Annotated in this window: 13 protein-coding genes; 6 read left to right on the top strand and 7 right to left on the bottom strand. The window is 62.5% G+C overall.

Annotated features, from left to right (window positions below; translation table 11 throughout):
- Positions 1-5 precede the first annotated feature (5 nt).
- From B3N48_RS10445 to B3N48_RS10430, 4 genes are all read left to right on the top strand, one after another.
- A complete protein-coding gene (locus tag B3N48_RS10445) occupies positions 6-878 on the top strand; it encodes a phosphonopyruvate hydrolase (protein ID WP_296183008.1) in 873 nt (290 codons plus the stop codon).
- Between the two features lie 234 nt (positions 879-1,112).
- Complete coding sequence (locus tag B3N48_RS10440) at positions 1,113-1,787, top strand: DUF1028 domain-containing protein (RefSeq protein ID WP_296183006.1); 675 nt, start codon at positions 1,113-1,115, stop codon at positions 1,785-1,787.
- 27 nt (positions 1,788-1,814) lie between these two features.
- Positions 1,815-2,963 carry an acetylornithine deacetylase gene (gene argE, locus B3N48_RS10435; RefSeq protein WP_296183004.1) on the top strand — a complete coding sequence of 383 codons (1,149 nt, stop codon included), beginning with the start codon at positions 1,815-1,817 and terminating at the stop codon, positions 2,961-2,963.
- 47 nt (positions 2,964-3,010) lie between these two features.
- Positions 3,011-3,907: an NAD(P)-dependent oxidoreductase gene (locus B3N48_RS10430; RefSeq protein ID WP_296183087.1), complete on the top strand. Its 897-nt coding sequence runs from the start codon at positions 3,011-3,013 to the stop codon at positions 3,905-3,907.
- Positions 3,908-4,194: 287 nt separating this feature from the next.
- Here the strand turns inward: B3N48_RS10430 and B3N48_RS10425 are convergent, their stop codons facing one another.
- From B3N48_RS10425 to yghX, 6 genes are all read right to left on the bottom strand, one after another.
- Positions 4,195-5,040, bottom strand: a complete 846-nt coding sequence (locus B3N48_RS10425; RefSeq protein WP_296183002.1) for a DUF4434 domain-containing protein — start codon at positions 5,038-5,040, stop codon at positions 4,195-4,197.
- Between the two features lie 19 nt (positions 5,041-5,059).
- Positions 5,060-7,027 carry an NfrA family protein gene (locus tag B3N48_RS10420; protein WP_296182999.1) on the bottom strand — a complete coding sequence of 656 codons (1,968 nt, stop codon included), beginning with the start codon at positions 7,025-7,027 and terminating at the stop codon, positions 5,060-5,062.
- Positions 7,024-9,144, bottom strand: coding sequence for a glycosyl transferase family protein (locus B3N48_RS10415; RefSeq protein WP_296182996.1), 2,121 nt, complete (start codon positions 9,142-9,144; stop codon positions 7,024-7,026). The genes B3N48_RS10420 and B3N48_RS10415 overlap by 4 nt, the downstream gene beginning before the upstream one ends.
- 11 nt (positions 9,145-9,155) lie before the next feature.
- Positions 9,156-11,363, bottom strand: a complete 2,208-nt coding sequence (locus B3N48_RS10410; RefSeq protein ID WP_296182994.1) for a cellulose biosynthesis cyclic di-GMP-binding regulatory protein BcsB — start codon at positions 11,361-11,363, stop codon at positions 9,156-9,158.
- A gap of 178 nt (positions 11,364-11,541) precedes the next feature.
- Positions 11,542-12,774, bottom strand: a complete 1,233-nt coding sequence (wecB, locus tag B3N48_RS10405) for a non-hydrolyzing UDP-N-acetylglucosamine 2-epimerase (protein ID WP_296182992.1) — start codon at positions 12,772-12,774, stop codon at positions 11,542-11,544.
- A gap of 1,143 nt (positions 12,775-13,917) precedes the next feature.
- Positions 13,918-14,805, bottom strand: a complete 888-nt coding sequence (yghX, locus tag B3N48_RS10400; protein WP_296182987.1) for a YghX family hydrolase — start codon at positions 14,803-14,805, stop codon at positions 13,918-13,920.
- Positions 14,806-15,183: 378 nt separating this feature from the next.
- Between yghX and B3N48_RS10395 the strand changes: the two genes are divergently transcribed.
- Positions 15,184-15,495, top strand: a complete 312-nt coding sequence (locus B3N48_RS10395; protein ID WP_296182984.1) for a hypothetical protein — start codon at positions 15,184-15,186, stop codon at positions 15,493-15,495.
- A gap of 103 nt (positions 15,496-15,598) precedes the next feature.
- On the opposite strand, the gene B3N48_RS10390 is transcribed toward B3N48_RS10395, so the two are convergent.
- Positions 15,599-16,483: a LysR family transcriptional regulator gene (locus B3N48_RS10390; protein ID WP_296182982.1), complete on the bottom strand. Its 885-nt coding sequence runs from the start codon at positions 16,481-16,483 to the stop codon at positions 15,599-15,601.
- A 113-nt stretch (positions 16,484-16,596) separates the two neighbouring features.
- On the opposite strand from B3N48_RS10390, the gene argC reads away from it, so the two are divergent.
- Positions 16,597-17,520 (top strand): N-acetyl-gamma-glutamyl-phosphate reductase, encoded by a 924-nt coding sequence (gene argC, locus B3N48_RS10385; protein WP_296182980.1) that lies wholly within the window; start codon positions 16,597-16,599, stop codon positions 17,518-17,520.
- The last annotated feature ends 2 nt before the right edge of the window (positions 17,521-17,522 follow it).

Genomic DNA, 17,522 nt, shown 5'->3' with positions numbered 1-17,522 from the left:
TTTATATGAGCAAGCATCAACGCCTTCGCGCAGCCCTCGACAGCCGTCAGTTGTTCACTGCAATGGCGGCACACAATCCTCTGTCAGCGGTCCTGGCTGAAGAAGCAGGCTTTCACGGTATTTGGGGCAGTGGCTTCGAACTGTCTGCCAGTTACGCGGTGCCTGACGCGAACATTCTATCCAGCGGTACGCACCTCGACATGATGCGCGCCATTGCGTCGGTCACGTCCATCCCACTTATTGCAGACATCGACACAGGCTTCGGAAATGCCGTCAACGTCAGTTACGTCGTCCCCCTATATGAGGCGGCAGGTGCCTCGGCGGTGGTCATGGAAGACAAGACATTCCCGAAAGACACCAGCCTGCGCGCCGATGGGCGGCAGGAACTGGTTCGTCTCGAAGAGTTTCAAGGCAAGATCGCCGCTGCGGTGCAGGCGAAGTCCGATAAGGACTTCGTCGTCATTGCACGCACTGAAAGCTTGATCGCAGGGCTGGGACAAGAGGAAGCGATTACCCGAGCCCTGGCATACGAAGCGGCGGGCGCCGATGCCATCCTCATTCATTCCAAGCAGCCGACGCCCAATGAAATCCTTCACTTCGTGAAGGCATGGTCGGGTACCGTGCCACTGGTGCTCGTGCCCACCGCGTACCCTCAATTGACCGAGAAAGACATCGAAGCCCTGGGCAAGGTCGGGATTGTGATTTACGGCAATCACGCGATCAGAGCGGCCGTGGGTGCGATGCGCACAACGTTCGCGCAAATCATCAAAGACCGCGGTATCCAACACGTGGACCCACATCTTCCCTCCGTCAAAGAGATCATCCTGTTACAAGGCGATGAACGCATGCGTGACATTGAGCGACGCTACTTGCGCTGACAGGCGAAGCCGACGATTCGGACTGGCGACATTGCGAGTGGTGGACGGAGCGGACCGAGGAGCCGCGTCTGCCTGCATCACGTTCGGGCTGATACGGTTTTCCCTAACCAGCGCTCACGAATATCCTCGTTTCGTCCACGACGGCACCGCTCCAGAATGCGGTCATGGGCCATTCCCTCCGCCACGCTTCGGAGCGGTGAATGGCAGGTCAGGACGAAACAGGATGAACACACCATGACGTTTTCCATCGTCGGCCGCTGCGCCGCAACCGGCCAATTGGGCATCGCCATCAGCTCGTCGAGCATTGCCGTGGGGGCGCGTTGCCCTTGGTTGCGGCCGGGGGTTGGCGCGGTGTCGACCCAGAACATCACCCTCCCCGCCCTCGGCGCGCTCACGCTCGATCAGATGGAAAACGGCCTGTCCTGTGAGCAGGCGCTGGAGGCTGCGTTGCGCGTCGATGATTACCGCCAGTTTCGGCAAGTGACAGCCATCGATCATCTCGGCCGAACCGCGCATTTCAGCGGCAGCGAAACCCTCGGCACGCACCATGCGTTATCGGGGGAACAGTGCGTCGGGGCGGGCAACATGCTGGCGGATCGGGCCGTGATCAAGGCGCTGGTGCGGGCGTTCGAATCCTGTGAAGGCCCGCTCGCCGAGCGTTTGATCGCCGCGATGCAAGCGGCCGTTGCAGCCGGGGGTGAAGCCGGCCCGGTGCATTCGGCGGCGCTGGTGGTGGTCGGCGAACACAGCTGGCCTATCGTCGATCTGCGCGTCGATTGGGCCGACGAAGACCCCATCGGCACCCTCGCCCACCTGTGGGCCGATTACCGTCCGCAGATGCAGGATTACCTGACCCGCGCCCTCGACCCGACCCAGGCTCCCCGCTATGGTGTGCCGGGTGACGAATGACGCGTCGATGAAGCAAAGGGGAACAGCATGAACAGCCGGGACCTGTTGGCCGCGCTGGTGGGATTCGATACCACCAGCCGCGAATCGAACCTGCATTTGATCGAGTTCGTGCGCGATTACCTCGCCGGGTTCGACGTGCCTTGCGAGCTGATGTTCAACGCGTCGCGCAGCAAGGCGAATCTGTTCGCGACACTGGGCCCCGCAGACTTGCCCGGCATCGTGCTGTCGGGCCACACCGACGTGGTGCCGGTGGACGGGCAGCCGTGGACCGTCGCCCCGTTCGAACTTAGCGAGCATGACGGCAAGCTGTTCGGACGGGGTACGGCGGACATGAAAGGCTACATCGCCTGCGTGCTGGCCGCAGTGCCAGGTCTGCTGGCAGCGCCCTTGAATAAGCCAGTGCACATTGCGCTGTCTTACGACGAAGAAGTCGGTTGTCTCGGCGTGCGCTCGTTGCTGGCGGAGCTGGATCAACGTCCGGTCAAGCCGCTGCTGTGCATCATCGGCGAACCCACCGAGCTCAAGCCGGTGTTGGGCCACAAAGGCAAACTGGCGATGCGCTGCGACGTCCACGGCGCCGCCTGTCACTCGGCCTACGCGCCCCAAGGCGTGAATGCCATCGAGTACGCCGCCGAGCTGATCGGCGAACTGGGCCGCATCGGCTCAACGTTGCGCGCCCCAGAATTGCATGACGCACGCTTCGATCCGCCGTTCACCACCGTCCAGACTGGCATGATCAGCGGCGGTAAGGCCTTGAATATCGTGCCCGCCGATTGCCGCTTCGATTTCGAAGTCCGCGCCCTGCCCGCCCATGATCCGCTCGACATCGCGCAGCAGTTGCAGGACTACGCCAACGCGCGCGTCCTGCCACGCATGCAGGCGGTCTCTGCGGACGCCGACATTCGCTTCACCGAGCTCTCCGCTTATCCCGGCCTGGCGACCGACGCGAAGGGCCAGGCGGCACAGTTGATTGCGCAGTTCTGTGGTTCGGACGCGTTCACCACGGTGGCGTTCGGCACCGAAGGCGGGCTGTTCGACGCCATCGGCATCCCCACAGTGGTCTGCGGGCCGGGCAGCATGGATCAGGGGCACAAACCCGACGAGTTCGTCAGCGTGGCGCAGCTTGAGGCGTGCGATGCCATGTTGCAGCGGATCACCCGAACATTGCAGGACTGACGCGATGCATTGACCGGTCGAGGTGCTAGAGTGCTTGGCCTGCGGGCATCACTTTCACGGAGGCACCTCGAATGAAAATCGGTTTCTTGGGACTGGGCAACATGGGTCAGGCCATCGCGGCCAATCTGTTGAAGGGCGGCCATGAATTGGTGGTGTGGAACCGTTCGCCAAAGGCCACTGAGCCGTTGGTCGAGCTAGGCGCGAAGGCGGCCTCGGACCCGGCACAGGCGTTCGCGGTGGACGTGGCGTTCAGTATCTTTGCCGACGACAAGGCGTTGCGCTCGGTGTTGCTGGACTCCGGGCTGCTGGACCAGCTCAAAGGGCCGCTGGTGCACGTCAACATGGCGACGATTTCGGTGGAGTTTGCCGACGAACTGGCCGAGCGACACGCGGCACAGGGCATCGACTACATTGCCGCGCCGGTACTGGGTCGGCCGAATGTCGCGGCGGCGGCGCAACTCAATATCCTCGCAGCAGGCCCCGAGCAGGCCCTCGCCCGGGTTCAGCCGCTCTTCGACCTCATTGGCCGCAAGACCTGGCCTCTAGGCGACAAAGCCTCGGCGGCGAATGCGATGAAATTGGCGGCCAACTTCATGATTGTCTCGGCGGTGCAGGCGGTGAGCGAAGCGGCGGTGCTGGTGACCCGGCATGGATTGGAATCGAAGGACTTCGTCGACCTGATCTCCAACACCATTTTTCCCGGCCCGGTGTATGCGGGGTATGGCGGGTTGATCGGGGAACGTCGCTATGAACCGGCGGCGTTCAAGGCGGTGCTGGGGCTCAAGGATGTGGATTTGGTGCTGGCCGCCGCGAAGCAGGTGTCGGTCGAGATGCCAACTGCCGAACGGGTCCGGGCCAACTTGCAGGATGCGATCGAGCATGGCCAGGGGGAGATGGATCTGGCGGTGTTGGCCGAAGTGGAAGAGCGGCGCAATCCGCGGTGATGGGGTTGCGGTGGGTCTGAGAGCCTGGGGTGTCTGGCTTTACTGCCGCTGCGCGGCAGGTCGCGGCCGTCGTGCCTCCGGCGGCTCCTACAGGGATTGGGTGCTGTCACAATTGAGTGCAACCGTCTGCCTGTGAAGCAACAGCGAGATCAGACGACCTCGGCGTTATCCGGCACACTGCGGAACCTTGTAGGAGCCGCCGGAGGCACGACGGCCGCGATCAGCCCGGGGGCCGACCGCAGCGGCAGCAGAACCTGTGCACGCGGTGTGTCTCGCGGAATAATCGCTTACCTTGCCAACCCCTTGACCACGTCCGGCGTCACATAGTGCGGGCCGTCGAACAGGTACAGCGGGTAGCCCCGATAAGCCGCGATCTGCGGTTTCAGCTCATCAACGGTCGCCGGTCGAAATCCGCCGCCGACTTGGGGGCGGAAGGCTTCGACGATGATTTTCACGCGCTGTTTGCCGAGTTTTTTGCGCAAGGCATCGGCGTAGGTTCTGGCCACGGGGGCGGTGCGGGCGTAGACGCCGACGCCGTCCTGGAAGAACACGCCAATGTCGTCCGGCAGCCAGGTCTTGAGCCAGTTGGCTGTGGCATCGGGGCCGATATTGGCGCCATCGTAGACGCTGATCCACAACGGTCTCGGCAGCCGAGCGAGCAGCGCGGGCAACTCTTTGGCGCGGCTCCAGCTCGGGTCGACTTCCGCCGGGAAATACCACCCGGTGACGTTCAGCGGTGTCTTCACCTTCGCCAGTCGTTCAGAGAGCGTCGCCAGTTCCTCAATGTTGTCACGCGAGCGGTTTTCGCTGAAGAACCCCGCCAGACCGACAATCACATCCCGCGCCCAAGGCGCTTTGGCAATGCGCGCCCAGTCCGGCAACACGGGCACTTCAGGCAAACCTGAACCCGGCACGAAGGCCTGCCCGTCGACCGCCGTCCATTGCACCAGCAACTCGCGCACGCCGAGTTTCTGCCAGTCCCCTTGAATGCCCACCGTCGCGTTGTCAGGCTGCCATACGATGCCAACGATGTTGGGTCGGGTGCTCTGCCCCAGTTCATACAGCGCATCCACCGCCACGCCTAACGCGCCGATCAACAGCGCAGCAAGGGAGGTTTTCAGCAGGCGTGACATGGCAGATCCTTGCAAAACGTCACCACGAATAGGTCATGCGCGCGAATACACCTTGCGCGCGGTCATCGCCGAAAATCTTCTCCCGATACTGCACGGAGAAGTCGATGTACGACTGCGGCGCCTTGTGTTTGGTCTCGCGGAACCAGTAGCGCACGCCGACGCCGACACCCGCGCCCCCGGCATTGTCGGAGGACGTTTTGTTGCGTCCCAAGGCATCGACTGAACTGTGCATTTTCGAGTCGTAATCCGCTGCGAGGACCACGTGAGGGAAGACCACCAGGCGCGGGCTGACCCGGTCCAGGCGGATGCTGCGCCCCAGTTGCCACTCGCTGTTGAAGTAGTTGCGTTTGTCCCGCAGATAGCGCCCGCCTTCAGCGTAGAACTGCGAGGTCCACCAGCTTGGCACGTCGACCCGCAGATCAGTGCCGATGCTCGAACCATAGCCCAGACGCACCAGCCAGTCGCCACTGACGTTGCTGCCCGCCAGCGGAAAGGTACGCTCGAACGCGGCCATCACGTTGTACTCCGTGAACGGCTTGATGCGAACCCCGACCGCGCCTTGCAAGGCATCCAGCCCCTTGTCGTTGCCGCTTTCCTTGTTCCACAGCGTGTCGGTGACACGGCCGTAGAGCTCGACGAAACGCGCATCGCGATAGCCTGCCGGGCGCCAAAACACTTCGGTGCTGTTCTGCAAACTGTCGTTGCTGCTGCTCGGCGCACCGCTCAAACCGTTGCTGGTGCTGGCGCCGCGGTACGTCGTGGTGTTGGTCACGCCCCAGACGCGGGACAAGTCGGACACCGCGCGACGGGTGTCGAACACTTGCTGATCCGGCATCTGCAAATCGCCGGTCTGCTGGTAATCCAGCACCCGCTTGAAATAGGCAATCGCCTGCACATCGTCCGGCGCGCGCATGGCGGTGTAGGCAGCGTCCTGGGTTTCCTTGGGGCTGAGCCCCTGCGTGCGGTCAACGCGTTTGAACTCCGCCAGCGCCGCTTGATCGTCCCCGGCCTGACTGAGGAAATAGGCGATCTGCACCTCGTCACCGGGCTTCAGCTCACCTCTGGCCCGCGCCTGCTGCAGGCGCGACAACGCCTCTTGCGGTTGGCCGAGCGCCGCATAGAGCGAGGCCTGCTCGCGCAACGGCAAATTGCCCACAGCCAACGCCTGGCTGAAGTCCTGCTGTGCGCCGCTTTTGTCCCCCAAGCGCAGGCGCATTTGCCCGCGTTGGGCCAGCAATGTGGCGTCGTTGCCTTTGAGCGCCAGGGCTTCAGTGGCGGCTGATCGGGCGGCGGCGTACTGCTCCTGCGCGATCAGCGCGCTGACCAGCAAGCGCCGATAGGCGATGTTCTGCGGGTACTGGCGCACCACATCGCGGGCATAGCCGACGGCTGCATCATTGTCGCCCCGAGCCAGTGAAGCGTAACCCTTGGCAGCGGTGTTGACGGCCTTTTGCTCATGCAGCGCTTCCCGACGGTGGGTCAGCTGCGGCGAATCCCCCAGCACTGCCACGGCATCGTCGATCGCCACCTCAGCCTCGTCCAGGCGCTGCTGACGCTGTAGCGCCTCGATCAGCATCATCCGGTAATCGCGGTTTTTCGGCGATTCGGCGATTGCCTTGCGAGCAAATGTCGCTGCGCGGTCGTAATCGCCGTTGGCATAGGCGCGCAACGAACGTTCGCCGTTCTGAAAGCCTTTCTTGTTGCCAGGGTAGCGCTCCGGGTGATCGCGGCGATCCTTGTCCCATTCCGCCAATTGAATCAGCTTGCGCAGGCGGTCGACGTCGCTGCGTTGGCGCAGGGCTTCCTGAGCCTTGGCAATCGCCAGGTCGTAATCCTTGGCGTTGTAGGCGGCATAGGCCTGATTGGCGATCTCGTAGGCCGGGCCGCTCAGGGCCAGCGGCAGAATCTGCGGTGGCGGGGCAGCGGTGGATTCAGCCTGGCACAACGCAGGCAGGACGCTCAGGCCCAGAACAATCGAAAGTCTCATGAGGGCTGCTCCGTTGACGCGTCCGGTGAGGAATGGCGGTGTTGCCGGGCCACGGCCTGCTCGATGGTGTCCCGCGACAGCACGCCGATGTCCACCAGATAGTCACCGATACGTCCGTGCACGTGGGGGCGATACTGCAACATGGCGCGGTTGAAGGTCTGGCGGTCCAGCAGGCCTTGCTCGATGAGCAGGTCGCCCAGCAGGGGCGTGGCCGCTGGCAACGGCTGACCTGCCACCACTTCCAGACGACGCAGCTGTGCGACGATTTCGCTCTCACGGGCAATCAGCTGCACCGGCTCGGCGCCCATTTGTTCGGTGATCTGTTGCACGCCTTCTTCTGATAACGGACTGGCGACGGCGATTTCCGGGCGTCCGTCGAGGTCCAGCGTCAGCGGCACGACCCGCCAGCGCAGGCAGAATTCGTCCGCCAGTGGCGTCCCCGGGTGCACCTTCGCCGCGACGTCGAATACGCGGGGCAAGTCGTTCTGAAAAGCGATGGCCTCGGCGAGGGTTTCATCGTCGAGCCAACCATGGCTGAGCAAAATGCGCCCCAACGGCATGTGCCGGGTCTGCTGCTCGTCCAGCGCGCTTTGCAGTCTTTCGTCGTTGATGGCCTGCCACGACAGCAACACGCTGCCCAACTTGCGTGGGGCCTGGGCCACCAGATCGGTGGAGGGAAAATCGTGCATAGTCTTGTCCCAGACCAGCTTGCGATTGAGCAGCTTGCCCACCAGGAACAGACGCCAGGCCCGCGCTGCAGCCATGAAGTTGACGAAGTTGCCGACGACCATGCGTGGCATCGACAACAGACCGTGCTGCCAGCCATAGAGGATGGTCGTGAAGTAGCAGCGGTGAGCCATGCGCCACAGCAGCGCAACGCCGTTGGCTGCCAGCAGGACACCGACGAGGCCGTTGTTCTCGAACGGGGTGGGAAAGCTGGTGTTCCACAGCCCACTGGCACGCAGCACGATGAGCGCGAGCAACTGTACGAGGATCAGGTAGGCAATGATGCTGACGAACGAGGTCACGATGCCTTTGCGATCCCTGAACAACAGATAACGGTTGGCCAACGAGCCGTTCCAGCCCATTTGCTCCCAACCTTGCAGGCCGATACCCAGGGTCCAGCGGGCCTTCTGGCGGAACGCCGTGCGGAAGGTGTCGGGGAAAAATTCACGCACGCAGAGCGGCATTTGCAGCGTCGATTCGTAGGGCTTGCGAAACCATGATTTGCGCAGCACCCGGTACTGCACCGGAAAGCGCACGAAGATCGCGTTCATGCCGTAGCGAGCCAGTCGCGCACCCACATCGTAGTCTTCGGTAAGGCTGTCGGTGTTGAACGGCTGGTTGCTGTTTTCGTCGGCCAGCACTTGCAGGGCGCGGCGGGAAAAGCACGTGCCGACGCCCGCCGAAGGCACGCTGTCGGTCATGCTTTCGCGCACCACCAGATCCTTGCCGTGCCACTCGGCAAACTCGTCCATGTAAGTGCCCGCGACCCACTCGTACCAGTTGCGTTCCAGCGACACCACCGGCAGTTGAATCATGTCCTTGCGCGGCAGCAGGTAGTTGAACAGGCGCATTTCCAGAGGGTGCAGCACGTCTTCGCTGTCGTGCAGCACGACCCCGGCGAAGGTCACGCCGTGGGTCTTTTCGTAGAGGAAGATCGCCTGAATCACCCAGTTCAGACAGTCCGCTTTACAGGTCGGCCCGGCATGGGGGACTTCCACCCGGTGCAGCTGTTTATAGCGGCGGCGCATGCGTTCGACTTCGTCGATGGTGCGCTGATCGTTGACATAGGTGCCGACGAAGACCACGTAATTCTGGTAGTCCAGCGTTGACACCATGTTTTCGATCATCGGCGCGATGACATCGTATTCCAGCCACGCCGGAACCATGATCGCCAACGGCTGCTCGTCCCGGGCGATCAACTGCTCAGGGGTCAGCGGACGATAGCGCCGCTCGGCTGTGAACTTGCGGTAGATGCGCCGCGCCCAGTACCACAGGTCGATGAACAGATCGTCCAGACTGGAAATCAGGATGATCCCCGCGACCACGATGGTCGCGATCTCCAGTGCGCTGTAGTAATGGGCCAGCCAGTAGGGCCAATAAAGCGAGGTCATCGCGGCTCCCGTTACTGGCGATTGCGACGGGCGCGACGGCCAGCCAGCAACAACACGAGGAAGGCGATCACGGCCGCAGGAATGAGCCACAGTGCCGACGGTTTGCGCCAGGCGTCGAAGCCCTTCGGTTCGTCGTCATCGATCATCTGGCTGCCGGTCGGGTCCTTCGCGTCGAAGGTGGTCAGCGGGCCTTCGTCGCCGAGCACCGTGACGTTGCCGCGCTCCAGCAGCACCGGCCGGGCGAAGTTCGGCGCCTGTCCACCGAGGGTGCGGTAGATCATGCCGTGCTGATTGCCGGAATCGACTACTTGCAACGCTGCGAGGTGGTTGAGGGTTTTCAGGTCCAGCAGGGTTTGCGCTTTCTGATTGATCAGCAGATGACCGTCGTCGCTGACCTGCACTGACTCAGTGCTGTCCTTGACCGGTACTTCGAACGCGAGAAAGGCGGCGTCCGGCGACAACGCGGCCTTGGCGTCGCTGCTGACGCTGAAGTGGGCACGCAGCGGCGACACGCCACTGGCACTGGCGATGCGGATCACCTGCGGCAGGCTGCTCGCAGGCCGGTCGAGGTAGCTTTGCGGGACCACGACTTGAGCACCGGCCGCAAAACGCGCCGCCATGCCCGAGAAGTCGCTGTCCAGCGCGACGTTGTCGAGGGTGATGTGGCTGCTGGGGAGAACCGCGACCGGGAACGCTTGCGGGGTTTCACGGCACAGGTCGCTCACCGGCTGACGCTGGAACGAGACGCGCAAAACGTTCTGCGACGCCAAGGCGTAACGCGGGATACGCGCTTCGATGCGCTCCTTCTGGCCGTCAGCGTCAAGCTGTCTGGCGCCGATCAGGTAATCGTTGAGAAACAGGCTGGCAATTGGCGGCGTGCCGGACGCGCCGGGAGCGGCGGACACATCCACCGCTGCGCTGACCGGCACGCGTCCATCGTAGGCCACGCTGCCCAGCGGAAAGCTCGCGCTCCAGTCGGTCTTGGCCAGCACGTCGACGCTGCCGGGCTTGCCACCCAGTCGGGTCAGGGCCACACGACCGTCTTCGCTCAGCGGCATGTTCGCCTCTTCGCCCACGGTCAGTTGCCGGGTGCGCGCGAGTTTGTTCCAGGCGGCGCTGAACAGGGCGATGGCGTTGGTGGCCGCGTCCTGGTTGATCAGCAGCAGCGGGTGGGCACCCAGCATGGCCAGCCGCACGTTGTCAGTGCCCGACGCCAACACGCCGTTGACATGGCGGTCGCGCCACTGGGTGAACGCGCTGCCCGCTGACGCATCAAGGCCCTGAATCTGCGCCTGCAACGCGTCGAGGGACTCGCTGACGGCCTTGAGCAATTGCGGGTCATTCACCGCCAGGTCGGCGCTGAACGCGGGGGTCTGACCGAGCATCAGCAGCGCACCGATCTGCGCCGGATCGTCGAGGGTATGCAGGCCCTTGCCATCAAGGCTGGCGAACGCCGGAATCTGCTTGAGTTCGGCAGGAATGCTCAGGCTGCCAAGGTCGATGCTGTCCTTGACCGACGGGAACGACACGATGCGCGCCTGCTTGCCGATGCGTTCCAGGGCCACGCCGAGGCGCCAGGCAGCGTCATAGCTGGCGCTGGACAAGGCCCCCGGCGCGACCAGAATCCCCGGTTTGCCCGGCAATGCATTCCACGCCGCGCCGACGTCTTGCAACTGGCTGGCGTCGAAGCTGTAGCTCAGGCGGCTGTGGGGATCGATGCGCAGCACGTTGCCGATGGCGCGTTCGTCTTCGCACTGCACACGGGAAATAATCGACGACCATGCCACGCCCAGACGCACCGAGCCGCTCTCGCGGGGCGCTTTGTCGACCCCGAGGGTAGCGCTGGCGTCGCCTTCGCCTTCGTTCAATCCCAATGCCCGCACCGGGTAGCCGTCCAGCGACAACAGCAAGGTGTTACGTCCGGACTCACCATTCAGATAGCTGGCATCGAAATGCAGCGTGGCGTCGGTCAACGGCACATCTGCCGGCACCGGCAGGTACAGCTCGCGACGGGCGTCGCTGGCGTTGAGGATGATCGGGCGATCGATGCCCAGGTCTTTCAGGTCGATGACCCGCTGCTGACGGGTGTCGGCGGCCATGCGACTGATGGCCTGACTCAACGGGCTTTCGGCCGCGAAGGCAGGCGCAACGGCCAACAGACTCATGCCGCAAGCAAGGGCACTGAGCGCCCCCGAGTGAACGGTAACGGAAGACTTCATTCAGGCAGATCTCGGTAAAAATCGGATGAACTGTGGGAGACCGACGCACGAAGGGCGCGGCTGACAGCATCAGCCACGGCGTCTTCGCGGATCTCGCGACACAGGGGGTTCTCTAGAGGGTTTCCACGCCGACCGCCGGACGCCAGGAGATGCGTTTGGCGGGCGCACAACGCCCTCGCTAATGCAAGCTGGACACCGAGCGCAGTTGGGGCATAGGGCGTTGCACCTCGGCAGGCTCGGATCGCCATACGGGCGTCTCCACCACAAATTCGTCCACCGGCCGCCCCATCAACGCATCGACGATACGGGCACAGGCCTTGCCGTCGCCGTAGGGATTGGCCGATTGCGAGGCCCTGCGCCAGAGCGCTTCATCGTCGTACAGGGCACACACGCCGCGCACGATGGTGTCGGGATCGGTACCGACCAGACGCACCGTGCCAGCGGCCACGGCTTCCGGGCGCTCGGTGACATCGCGCATCACCAGCACCGGCTTGCCGAGGGACGGCGCTTCTTCCTGCACGCCCCCGGAGTCGGTCAGCACCACATGGGCCAGTTGCATCAGGCGCACGAAGGACAGGTAATCCAGCGGTTTGATCAAGTGCACATTCGGCAAATCGCCCAAATGCTCGGTCACCGGCCCCAGCACGTTAGGGTTCAGGTGCACCGGGTAGACGATCTGGATGTCGTTGCGTCCTGCCAGCGTGCGCAGTGCCTTGCAAATGTCGAGGAACCCGTCGCCGAAGTTCTCCCGGCGATGCCCGGTCACCAGCAGCAGCTTGCGCTTGGGATCGAAAAAGTTGAATTGACGGTCGAGGGCCACGCGCAACTGGCGATTGCTGTCGATACGTTCGGCGGTCATCTTCAAGGCATCGATCACCGTGTTGCCGGTGACGAAAGACGTGCCCTGCAAGCGCTCGCCCAGCACATTGCGCCGGGATTGAGCCGTAGGCGTGAACAGGTGGTCGGAAATCAGGTCGATGCTGCGGCGGTTCATTTCTTCCGGCCACGGCTGATGAATGTCACCGGTGCGCAGGCCGGCCTCGATATGCGCCACCGGAATGCGCCGGTGGAACGCCGACATTGCAGCGACCATCGCCGAGGTCGTGTCGCCGTGCACCAGCACCTTGTCGGGCTGGGCTGCGTCGAGCACCGGTTCAATGGCCGCATAAAGCGCAGCCGTCAGGGTGTTCAACGTCTGCCCTGGCGTCATCACATCGAGGGTGTAATCGGCCTTGAGGTCGAACATGTCCAGCACCTGCTGCAGCATGCTTTGATGCTGCCCCGTGATGCAGATCTTTGAATCGATGCCGGGTTCGGCAGCCAGTGCCTTGACCAGCGGAGCCATCTTGATGGCCTCCGGGCGTGTGCCGAAAATAGACAACACTTTAAGTTTGGGGTGAGCTCGAGCCATTCGTATTCCTCCCGCGCATTTGCATGCGCCGCACGGCAGCGTACTTGCAGCGAAAGTGCTCAAGTCGCTCGAAAGTTCTAGTAATGGTCGGACGGCAATAATCGGAGGGTTAATTCGATGTTCACTTCATTGTGACGTTGACGCAATCCTGAGTGCCCGAAACAGGGACAGATTATTAGCAGATAAAAAACACTTTGCAAAAGCTTTTATAACACTTTTAGCAACTTAGAAAGTGATTAAACTTTTGTCGAAAAGGCGGGTCAATGAAAGGTTTGGCATTACGCCATCACCCGTACGGCGGGGACTTCAGAGCGGTGAAGAGTGTGCGCCAGTCCACACTCAACTGTATAGCGTTGAACTTAGTGGGCATTAACAGGGTCGTGGGCGACGCGTCCCGCACCCCCGTTAGTTACAGTCCAATGTAGCAGTGATTCCCGAAGAGGGATCCAAAGTCAGACGACCGGCTCCGGTAACTTTCAAATCATTGACGCCATAGAAGTGACGGACCACATTGTATACATCGCTTCTGAAGCACTTGGCGACAACGTACGCATAATATATGCAACAGCAGTGGAAGTGTTGTTTTGTAATGAGCGGAAGTTTGAAGAACAGATCAATCAGAACATCCGCAGTTGCAGACCACACAGCAGCCCTATCTGTGAGAGCGGATTGATGGTGGGCAGCATCCGGACGAAAAACGGCTCAGGCGACGAAGATGTGCTTCTGAACCGGCCATTTGCGAATGAATTCGCTCCCACTGGGATTGGCGACATAGCAGGAATAGCGTGGCCGCCTAATCCGCGAAGAGCGTTAGCTCCAGCCAGATGCCGTTGCTTTTCGTACGCGATGGTTCAGACGCGGCAAATTGCGACTTGGGTGCAGGCCGAACGCAGGCGACGCGGAGTAGGTCGAGAGGCAGGGATGCCGCGAGAGCGCCGCAAGGACATGGATGTCCGTTCGGCGCGGGCCCACGGAGCGTCGCCGGAGAGGGAACCCTGACGCAGTCAGGGCCAAACCAGGAGCAGGCGTTTTTGGTTACTTTTGTCGCTCTTACAAAAGTGACCCGCTGTAAGAGCGGAACCGATTTCAGCAACACCACCGCGAACGGATAGTCACCCAATCCCGATACCAATTCCAATCCCGTTACACCAAATACTTGTTAAACCACGCCACCGTCCGATCCCACGCCAGCTTCGCCGCCGCATCGTCATACCGAGGCGTCGAATCATTGTGAAAGCCATGATTCGCACCCTTGTAAATGTGCGCCTCATACGTCTTCCCTGCCGCCTTCAAGGCCTGCTCATACGCCGGCCAGCCGTCGGTGATCGGCTTGTCCAACTCCGCGTAATGCAACAACAGCGGCGCCTTGATCCGACTTACATCCTCCGCCTTCGGCTGCCGCCCGTAAAACGGCACCGCCGCCGACAACTCCGGATACGCCACCGCCGCCGCGTTCGCCACCCCGCCGCCGTAACAGAACCCGGTGATCCCCACCTTGCCCGTTGTCGCGTGATGCCCCATCAACCACTCGATCCCCGCGAAGAAATCATTCATCAGCTTTTCCGGATCGACCTTCGACTGCAGGTCCCGACCCATGTCATCGTTGCCGGGATAGCCGCCCACCGACGACAACCCGTCCGGTGCCAGCGCCACGAAACCCGCCTTGGCCACCCGCCGCGCCACGTCCTCGATATACGGGTTCAAGCCCCGGTTTTCATGCACCACCAACACCGCCGGCACCTTGGCCGACGCCTTCGCCGGTCGCACCAGATACGCCCGCACCTGGCCATTGCCCCTGGGCGACGGGTACGTGATGTACTCGGCCATGATGTCGGGATCGGTGAACGCCACCTGCTCGGCGAGCGCGTAATTGGGGCTCAGCGAAGCCAGGATGGACGTGGCGGTCAGACCGCCCAGCGTGAAGACCGCCGCGCGGTCGAGAAACTCACGGCGATTGATTTTGCCGTGGACGTAGAAGTCATACAGCTCCAGCAACTCGGGGGCGAAATCCTTGGCAGTGAGACGGGTCATCTGTGCACTTCCTCAGCAATGGGCGAATAGCCACCGAACCTGAACCCACCGGCGCGACGGCGCAGCAATGAGCGCTCATTAAAGCAGCGTTTCAGACGCTTTGCTGCCTCACGATTCGGCCTGTCAGCAGAGGTCCAGCAGTGGCGATCTGGACGATCACAGCGACTGGCAACGTGCTAGTAGGTATTTCAAAAATGAGAACGGCGTCACACTTATTGGATCCCTTCAATATTGCGACGCCCTGTCAATGCCCCTATCGTCTCTGCCTCGACAGCTGCCGGAGCGCTGAATCCTGTCGGTTTCAACAAAATCAAGAACAACACGGTAGATATTTCAGGCGCGCCCGTGCCTGAACTTTATTTGGGATGGAGAGTGAAAATGACTACATGGAAATTGCGCGCCGTGATGATCGCGGGGATGAGTGTGCTGTTGTCGGCGTGTGGTTCTGCGCAGGTCAACATGACCGAAATGCAAACCGCCACGGCCAAAACCTTGGGCTTGGCCTCCTCGGATGAAATCACGGTCACCAACGTTCAGTACGAGAAGCAAAACGCCCTCGGCGGACAAAAGCTGACTTATGACGCCACCACCGCTCGCGGCCGCAAGTTCGCCTGCAGCGCGTTCGTGATTCCAGGGCTGACCCCGCTGGACAAGGCCGCGTGGAATGACGGCGAATGCCACCCACGTTAATACCCGCTGACCCACGTCTTCACGCGTGACAGCACATGTCGATGGCGATGGCCTGTTCAGGCATCGCCGCCGACAATCCCTTCCGCAGCACCGCCCTGCACCGCTACCACGCCTGCAACCCCCACAACACCTCCAGCACATGTCCGGTCGAACGCTCGACCTCTCCAGTCCGGTGCGCGATGCCTAATTCCCGAGACAACGGCGGTTGCAACGGGCGCATGACGACGCGACTGTCCGGCAACGGCGTGGACGCTTCGTGGGGCAGCAACGTCGCGCCGTAACCTGCGGCCACCAGGCTCTTGATCGCGTCGTTGTAATTGAGCTGGATGCGCGGCGTCGGCTGCGGTCCTTCATTGGCGAACCACTCTCCCACCTGACGCGACAACCGGGTCGAGGGGTCGTTGAGAATCAGCGCCTGCCCGGCCAGCCACGACGGCGTGATCACCTCGGGACTGTCCCAACGCGCGGGCAAAAACGCCATGACCGGGTCCCGCCGCCATGGCGTGATGCTCAGCCCCTTGACCGGCGGTTGCGGCAAGGCGATCACGCCGATGTCGAGGCTGCCATCGGCGAGTTTGTGCAGGGTCTGCTGCGACGTCAGCACGGCGACTTGCACGTCGATGCCCCCGTGATGGAGGCCAAGGGTTTCCAGCGCCTGAGGGATCAACTGCGCGATCACCCCTGTGGACGCCCCCAGCCGTACGCGGCCCGCCAGTCCCGACAACTGACGCTCCACGTCTTCGAGCGCCTGTTCGGCATCGGCCAGCAGGCGCCGGGCGCGCTCGATCAGGGTTTCACCGATGGCCGACGGCTGCACCTTGCCTCGGGTGCGCGAGAGCAACGTGCCGCCTACTCGCGCTTCCAGATCGGCGATGTGCAGGCTGACCGTCGGCGGGGCCAGGTTCAACACCCGCGCCGCTTCGGCAAACGAGCCGTGGTCGGCAATCGCCACCAGCGTGCGCAAACGGTCGAGGCTGATTTCGCGCATGGCGTGTGTTTCCTTCAGAAAAGCTGACGATCAGGATCATTAAATTCAACTTTTCCTATCCTACGCCCTGCCGGAAGATGATTGCCATCAACGGCATTCAGCGAGACACCGACATGACCCTTCCTGTGGTTTTCATCGACGGCGACCAAGGCACCACCGGCTTGCAGATTCACCAGCGGCTGCAGGGACGCACTGACCTGACCCTCGTCACTTTGCCTGCCGAGCAGCGCAAGCATCCGCAAAGCCGCATGGCAGCAATCAATGCCTGTGACATCGCCATTCTGTGCCTGCCCGACGACGCCGCTCGGGCCGCGGCTGCCAGCATAAAGAACCCTCATGTCCGGGTGATCGATGCCAGCTCCGCGCACCGGACCGACCCGGAGTGGGTGTACGGTTTCGTGCAGATCGGCGCGCAGCAACAGGCCGCCATCGCCACAGCGAAGCGGGTAAGTAATCCGGGGTGCTACCCCACCGGCGCGGTGGGCCTGTTGCGGCCGCTGCTGGACGCCGGTTTGGTGCCACGCGACTACCCGATCACGATCAACGCGGTGTCGGGTTATTCCGGCAAAGGCCGCGCCGGGGTCGATGAGTTCGAAGGGCCGGACGCCGCCCACGCCACGCCGTTCCAGATTTACGGGTTGGGCCTGGCGCACAAACACGTGCCGGAGATTCAGCAGTACAGCGGGTTGTCCGAGCGGCCCGTGTTCATTCCGGCGTACGGCTCGTTTCGTCAGGGCATCGTGCTGACCATCGCCCTGCAAGTGCGTTTGTTGGCACCAGGTGCGGATGGCGCGACGCTGCACGCATGCCTGGCGGCGCATTATGCGGGCAGCGGGTTCGTCGAGGTGATGGGCCTGGACGAGGCGAAAGCGCTGTCGGGCCTGGACCCACGGGCGCTGAATGGCACCGATAAATTACGGCTGATGGTCTTCGAAAACGCCGGGCACGTGATGCTGGCGGCGGTCTTCGATAATTTGGGCAAAGGCGCGGCGGGGGCGGCCGTGCAGAACCTCGACCTGATGCTCGCCGGGGCCTGACC

The sequence above is a fragment of the Pseudomonas sp. UBA1879 genome (genome assembly GCF_002338065.1).
Lineage (GTDB): Bacteria > Pseudomonadota > Gammaproteobacteria > Pseudomonadales > Pseudomonadaceae > Aquipseudomonas.
Note: the sequence above shows the minus strand (reverse complement) of the source record. Positions and strands in the feature narration are given on the sequence as shown.

What these genes read in the sequence shown, in the direction of transcription:
- B3N48_RS10410 (WP_296182994.1), bottom strand. Translation starts at nt 11,363, where the DNA reads ATGAAGTCTTCCGTTACCGTTCACTCGGGGGCGCTCAGTGCCCTTGCT.
- B3N48_RS10415 (WP_296182996.1), bottom strand. Translation starts at nt 9,144, where the DNA reads ATGACCTCGCTTTATTGGCCCTACTGGCTGGCCCATTACTACAGCGCA.
- B3N48_RS10395 (WP_296182984.1), top strand. Translation starts at nt 15,184, where the DNA reads ATGACTACATGGAAATTGCGCGCCGTGATGATCGCGGGGATGAGTGTG.
- argE (WP_296183004.1), top strand. Translation starts at nt 1,815, where the DNA reads ATGAACAGCCGGGACCTGTTGGCCGCGCTGGTGGGATTCGATACCACC.
- B3N48_RS10390 (WP_296182982.1), bottom strand. Translation starts at nt 16,483, where the DNA reads ATGCGCGAAATCAGCCTCGACCGTTTGCGCACGCTGGTGGCGATTGCC.
- B3N48_RS10425 (WP_296183002.1), bottom strand. Translation starts at nt 5,040, where the DNA reads ATGTCACGCCTGCTGAAAACCTCCCTTGCTGCGCTGTTGATCGGCGCG.
- B3N48_RS10440 (WP_296183006.1), top strand. Translation starts at nt 1,113, where the DNA reads ATGACGTTTTCCATCGTCGGCCGCTGCGCCGCAACCGGCCAATTGGGC.
- B3N48_RS10445 (WP_296183008.1), top strand. Translation starts at nt 6, where the DNA reads ATGAGCAAGCATCAACGCCTTCGCGCAGCCCTCGACAGCCGTCAGTTG.
- wecB (WP_296182992.1), bottom strand. Translation starts at nt 12,774, where the DNA reads ATGGCTCGAGCTCACCCCAAACTTAAAGTGTTGTCTATTTTCGGCACA.
- argC (WP_296182980.1), top strand. Translation starts at nt 16,597, where the DNA reads ATGACCCTTCCTGTGGTTTTCATCGACGGCGACCAAGGCACCACCGGC.
- B3N48_RS10420 (WP_296182999.1), bottom strand. Translation starts at nt 7,027, where the DNA reads ATGAGACTTTCGATTGTTCTGGGCCTGAGCGTCCTGCCTGCGTTGTGC.
- yghX (WP_296182987.1), bottom strand. Translation starts at nt 14,805, where the DNA reads ATGACCCGTCTCACTGCCAAGGATTTCGCCCCCGAGTTGCTGGAGCTG.